We start from the raw sequence: 5,351 nt of genomic DNA, 5'->3' as shown, positions 1-5,351 counted from the left end.
CCCCCATCCACCCCCTGGTCCAGGCGGCGCTCGCCAAGCCGATGCGCGGCCACCTCGACCCCGAGACCCTCGCGACCAACCGGCGCATCCGCGGCTACCTCGAGGCCCTCTTCGGCGCCGGGGAGGGCGCCCTCCTGGCCGCCCTGCCGGGCTCGGGCAGCCTGGGGATGGAGGCCGGCCTCACCAACCTGGCCTCGCAAGGCGACGCCGTGCTGCTGCTGGTCAACGGCACCTTCGGCGAGCGCATGGTGGAGATCGCCCACGCCTACGGGATGCGCTACACCGTGCTGCGGGCCGAGCCCGGACAGCCCATCGACCCCGAGGCCGTGCGCCGGGCCCTCGCCGAGCGCCGCTACCGACTCGTCACGCTGGTGCACGGCGAGACCAGCACCGGGGTGATCAACCCCGCCGCCGAGATCGCGGCCCTGGTGCGCGAGCACGGGGCCTACTTCATGCTCGACGCGGTGACCACCGCCGGCATGATGCCCCTCTCCATGACCGCCATGGGCGTGGACTACGCCTTCACCGGCAGCCAGAAGTGCCTCTCGGCCCCGCCCGGCCTGGCCCCCTTCGCCCTCTCCCCGCGCGGCCGGGAGCGGCTGGGCAAGGCCCACGTGCCGGGCTGGTACTCCGACCTCGCGCGCGTGGCGGTCTACTGGGAGCAGGAGGGCTACTTCTGCACCTCCCCGGTGCTGCTGCACTTCGCCCTCGAGGAGGCCCTGCGCCTCGCGCTGGAGGAGGGCCTGGAGAAGCGCCACCAGCGGGCCAAGCGCCTGTACGGCCAGGTGCTGGGGCTGCTCGAGGAGCTCGGCTTCCGCGCCTACGCCGCCCCCGAGGCCCGCCTGCCCACCGTCCTCACCGTGCGCCCCCCGGAAGGCTTCAGCGAGGCCGGCCTCCGCAAGGGCCTCTACCAGCGCGGCGTCTCGGTGGCCGGGGGCATCGGCCCCACCGCCGGCCAGGTGCTGCGCCTGGGCCTCATGGGCGAGAGCGCCCGCGAGGAGCACTACCGCGTCTTCTTCCGCGCCCTGGGCGAGGTCATGGGCAAGAGCGGCCTGGAGGAGGCCTTCCTCGAGCGCGCCCAGCCGGCGGCGGTGTAAAGCGGTCAGCCGTCAGCCCTCAGCGGTCAGCGGAAGGCCCGTAGCCCGTAGCCCGTGGCCGGTCGAGGACCGGGGGCCAAGGCGTCTTGCGTTTGGCGTTGGGCGTACGGCGTAGGACGTACGACCCGCGCCCGGCCACCGACCTAAATCCCCGGCTGCGTCAGGTAAATGTGCTCCAGCTCGGCCTCGAGCTGCCCCAGGGCCTTGTCGAGCGGGCCGCCCTCGTAGGGCAGCGCGGCGTAGGCCTGGATCTGGACGTTCTGCTTGAGGCGCTTGAACACCGGGGCCACCGCCTGGGGGCCGCCTTCTTGCAGGATCAGGAGGTAGCGGCCCTCGCCCAGGCGGAACACCAGGTCGGGGCCGCGCAGGGTCTGCAGGATGGGCTCGGGGGCCTGGTCGGGGGCGGTCTGCAGCATGAGCATCATCATGGGGCGGGCGGCGGCCATGGGCTCGAGGCTCGGCGCCAGGGCCATCAGGGCGGCCCGGTTCATGGCCCCGCCGCGCTCGCGGTAGGACTCCTGCTGCAGGCTGGGCAGGGTCTCCCGCTGCTGGAGGAAGTACAGGCCGCAGAGCACCGCGACGCCCGCCCCCAGCGCGGCCACCGCGGCGCTGCCCTGGTAGAAGACGGGCATGGAGGTGAGGTTGAGCGCGGCGTGGGTCGCCACGGTGTAGCCCAGCAGGCCCAGGCCGATCACCCAGCACAGCCGCACCACCGCCGCCGCCGGGGCGCGGTTGTAGAGGCTGGCGGCGCCGGTGAGGATGAGGGCGGCCATCAGGTAGGCCAGGCCCGGGTAGAGGTCCTCGCGCTGGGAATAAAACCACAGAGGGGCTATACCCAGCAGCAGGAAGATCCAGGGCACGGCGTACAACCAGGGCATCCCCTCCAGCATAGGACATTCCGCCCCATATCCGAACATCTTTCTCACCTTCTGCCCCGTTTTGCCTTCCCACACCCGGGAAACGGCCGCCGCCCCAGAGGGGACGGGCTTACCCTTTGGCCGGGCCCGATGCGGGAGAATAGGCTTGGACACGATGAGCCCACTCGCCGAACGCCTACGCCCCCGCCGCCTCGAGGAGGTCGTGGGGCAAGAACACCTCACCGGGCCCGGCAAGCCCCTGCGGCGGATGCTCGAGACCGGCCGCCTGCACTCCTTCTTGCTGTGGGGCCCGCCCGGGAGCGGCAAGACCACCCTCGCCCGCCTGCTGGCGCAGGGGGTGGGGAAGGAGATGATCGCGCTCTCGGCGGTGAACGCCGGGGTCAAGGAGATCAAGGAGGCGGTGGCGCGCGCGCGGGAGGTGGGCGGGCTCGTGCTCTTCCTCGACGAGATCCACCGCTTCAACAAGTCGCAGCAGGACGCGCTGCTGCCGCACGTGGAGTCGGGGCTCTTGACCCTGATCGGGGCCACCACCGAGAACCCCAGCTTCGAGGTCAACCCCGCGCTGCGCTCGAGGGCGCGGGTCTACGTGCTCAAGCCGCTCGACGAGGACGCCGTACGGCGGGTGCTCGAGCGGGCCCTGGGCCACCCGGAGGGCTTAGAGGGGGTGGAGGCCGAGCCCGAGGCGCTCGAGCTCGTCGCCCAGGCCTCGCTGGGCGACGCCCGCCGGGCCTTGTCGGCGCTGGAGATGGCCGCGCAACTCGGCCACGGCCGGGTGGACGTGGGGGCCGTCAAGGAGGCGCTGGGCAGCCAGACGGTGGTCTTCGACAAGGAGGGCGAGGCCTTCTACGACCTGATCTCGGCGCTGCACAAGAGCGTGCGGGGCAACCACCCCGACGCGGCGCTGTACTACTTCGCGCGGATGCTCGAGGGCGGCGCCGACCCGCTGTACCTCGCCCGCCGCCTGGTGCGCATGGCCGCCGAGGACGTGGGCCTGGCCGACCCCCTGGCCCTGCGCCTGGCCGTCGCGGCCCGCGACACCTACGAGTTTTTGGGCAGCCCCGAGGGGGAGCTGGCCCTGGCCCAACTGGTGGTCTACCTGGCCTTAGCCCCCAAGTCCAACTCGGTCTACGTCGCCTGGAAGAAGGCGCAGGACCTGGCCCGCCAGCACCCCGCCGCCCCGGTGCCCCTCAACCTGCGCAACGCCCCCACCGGCCTGATGAAGCAGCTCGGCTACGGCGAGGCCTACGCCTACTACCACGACGACCCCGAGGGCAGCTTCGCCCAGCCCTACTGGCCCGAGGGGATGCGCCCCGCCGAGCTCTACGAGGCCAGCGGCGAGGGCTGGGAGGAGCGGGTGCGCGAGCGGCTCAAAAGCCTGCGCGAGCGCTTCCGCAAGGCCGAGGGGTCACAGCCGCATCGCCGCTGAGAGGCTGAACAGCCCGCCGCCCCCCTGGAAGCTGCCCAAGTAGCTCAGCTCGAGCACGAAGCCGGGGAAAGCGTAGCCGCCGGTGAGCTGGTAGACCCAGCCGCTGACGGCCTGCCCGTCAACCGAGAAGCCGATCCACTGCACGCGCGGCGAGAGGTAGAAGGCCTCGAGGCCCGCCAGCAGCCCCACGTCCACGACCACCGGGATGCCCACGGTGCCGGGCACGAAGAGCACGTAGGGCAGGGTCAGGCCCGCGTCGAGGCTGAGGCCGGGCTCGAGCCGCTGCTTGACCCCGGCCCGCACCCCCAACTGCGCCGAGGCGTTGAACTCGGTCTCCCCGTCGCCGCGCGCGAAGGCCAGGTACGGCAGGACGCCGCCCTCGCCGCCGGTGCCGACCACCCCGCTCAGGCCCACGCTGACGCTGCTGCCGTTGACCGGCTCGGGGGTGCGGAGCACCGAGACCGGAAGGCAGCCGCTCAGGACGGCCGAGGCCGCCACCGCCAGGGCGAGTTTTCTCATGCCCCCAGTCTAGCCGACCTCAGCGCTGCAGCAGCGGCCAGGACATGTCCTTCTCCGAGATCACCTCGATGGGCAGCGGCCACTCGATGCCGATGGCCGGGTCGTCGGGGCGCAGGCCGCGCTCGGTGCCGGGGGCGTAGAACTCGGAGACCAGGTAGAACACCTCGGCCCCGTCGGTGAGGGCCTGGTAGGCGTGGGCGAAGAGGGGGGGCACGTAGAGCGCCTTGCGGTTGTCGGCGCTGAGCTCGAGGCCGAACCACTTCAAGTAGGTGGGCGACTCCTGCCGCATGTCCACGATCACGTCGAAGACGGCCCCGCGGACGCAGCGGATGAACTTGGCCTCCAGCGCCGGGGGCACCTGGTAGTGCAGCCCGCGCACCGTGCCCTTCTTGTGGTTGTAGGACATGTTGCCCTGCACGAAGCGGTCGGGGAGGCCGTGCTGGGCGAATTCCTGCTCGCAATAGGCGCGCGCGAAAAAGCCCCGGAAGTCCTCGCGCGGCTCGAGCTCGACCACGAAGGCGCCCTTCAGGGGGGTCTCGGTGAATTTCATGGGCTCGAGTATATCCACGCAGGCCGCGAAAAAGCGCGTCGGACGGCTGGAGGGCCGCGTGAACTGGGCGTTACGGCGTTTCGGAAGCGCAACGTAGAGCGAGACGTGATCGAGTGCTGCTTTTTTGAATTCCTATTGACAAGCCGGAAGTGAGGGGGTTATTAATAGACTCATTCCAAAGGAGCGATTCTTTGGTTCGCCCGTTACCGACGGCCTAAAGCCCTATTTCCACCCAAAACTGGGACTTCAGAGGAGGCGCTTGCGTGAGGCGTTGGCACACCCTACTGGCTTTATTCGCCCTGGCCGCCCCCGGCCTGCTGGCGGCGTGTACCCAAGCCCCCAAGGCCCGGCCGGCCTCGTGGGGCGCGCAGGCGGACGCGGCCGTGTCCAAGCCCAGCCGCAAGGGAGGGGGCCTTTCGGCCCAGTCCGCCCCCGGCACCGTCGCATGGAGCCATAGCGAGGGCTACACTGCCGAATTGCTGGGGGTAGGGATGGGCACTACCCCGGCCTCCTCGCCCACCAACACTAACCCCGCCATCCTGGCTATCCCCGACCCCACCAGCGCCAGGCGGGTGTTGGCCCAGGTGGTGGTCAAGGGCGGCAGCCGCCTCGGCACCGACGAGCCGGAGGTGACCTACCCCCAGTACCGACAGCCCTACAAGGTCACCCTCACCCTCACCTGCGGTACCCAGAACACCCCGGTCGAGCTGGTCGAGCCCAGCCACACCACCGAGTTTGGCTGGCATTATGAGCACGACTTCGCCAACCTGAGCTGCACCCAGCCGCTCAGCCTCAGCGCGCGGGTGGACGGCGCGGTCAACGACGACCCCGACCGGCCCTTCTACAGCCCGCGCAGCCTGCAGGCGGTGGTCTTCCGCCCC

6 protein-coding genes are annotated in these 5,351 nt (G+C 70.9%); 3 read left to right on the top strand and 3 right to left on the bottom strand.

The window, feature by feature from the left end; all coding sequences use genetic code 11:
• Nucleotides 1-1,097 (top strand): pyridoxal-phosphate-dependent aminotransferase family protein (locus Mterra_RS18440; RefSeq protein WP_420836706.1); only part of this gene is annotated, 1,097 nt, incomplete at its 5' end.
• Between the two features lie 143 nt (nt 1,098-1,240).
• Here the strand turns inward: Mterra_RS18440 and Mterra_RS18435 are convergent.
• Nucleotides 1,241-1,975 carry a hypothetical protein gene (locus Mterra_RS18435; protein ID WP_245971689.1) on the bottom strand — a complete coding sequence of 245 codons (735 nt, stop codon included), beginning with the start codon at nt 1,973-1,975 and terminating at the stop codon, nt 1,241-1,243.
• Between the two features lie 154 nt (nt 1,976-2,129).
• On the opposite strand from Mterra_RS18435, the gene Mterra_RS18430 reads away from it, so the two are divergent.
• Complete coding sequence (locus tag Mterra_RS18430; RefSeq protein ID WP_119316471.1) at nt 2,130-3,401, top strand: replication-associated recombination protein A; 1,272 nt, start codon at nt 2,130-2,132, stop codon at nt 3,399-3,401.
• On the opposite strand, the gene Mterra_RS18425 is transcribed toward Mterra_RS18430, so the two are convergent.
• Together Mterra_RS18425 and rfbC are read right to left on the bottom strand one after the other, a co-directional pair.
• On the bottom strand, nt 3,381-3,920 hold the full coding sequence (locus Mterra_RS18425; protein ID WP_119316470.1) for a hypothetical protein: 540 nt from the start codon (nt 3,918-3,920) through the stop codon (nt 3,381-3,383). The two genes, Mterra_RS18430 and Mterra_RS18425, sit on opposite strands and share 21 nt — an antisense overlap.
• 19 nt (nt 3,921-3,939) lie before the next feature.
• Nucleotides 3,940-4,470, bottom strand: coding sequence for a dTDP-4-dehydrorhamnose 3,5-epimerase (gene rfbC, locus Mterra_RS18420; protein ID WP_119316469.1), 531 nt, complete (start codon nt 4,468-4,470; stop codon nt 3,940-3,942).
• A gap of 263 nt (nt 4,471-4,733) precedes the next feature.
• On the opposite strand from rfbC, the gene Mterra_RS22040 reads away from it, so the two are divergent.
• A partial coding sequence (locus tag Mterra_RS22040; RefSeq protein ID WP_147372938.1) for a hypothetical protein occupies nt 4,734-5,351 on the top strand: 618 nt, incomplete at its 3' end.

Source organism: Calidithermus terrae, assembly GCF_003574345.1.
In the GTDB taxonomy this organism is placed as follows: Bacteria; Deinococcota; Deinococci; order Deinococcales; family Thermaceae; genus Calidithermus; species Calidithermus chliarophilus.
The sequence above is the reverse complement of the archived record's forward strand: the minus strand, read 5'-3'. Positions and strand labels throughout refer to the sequence as shown.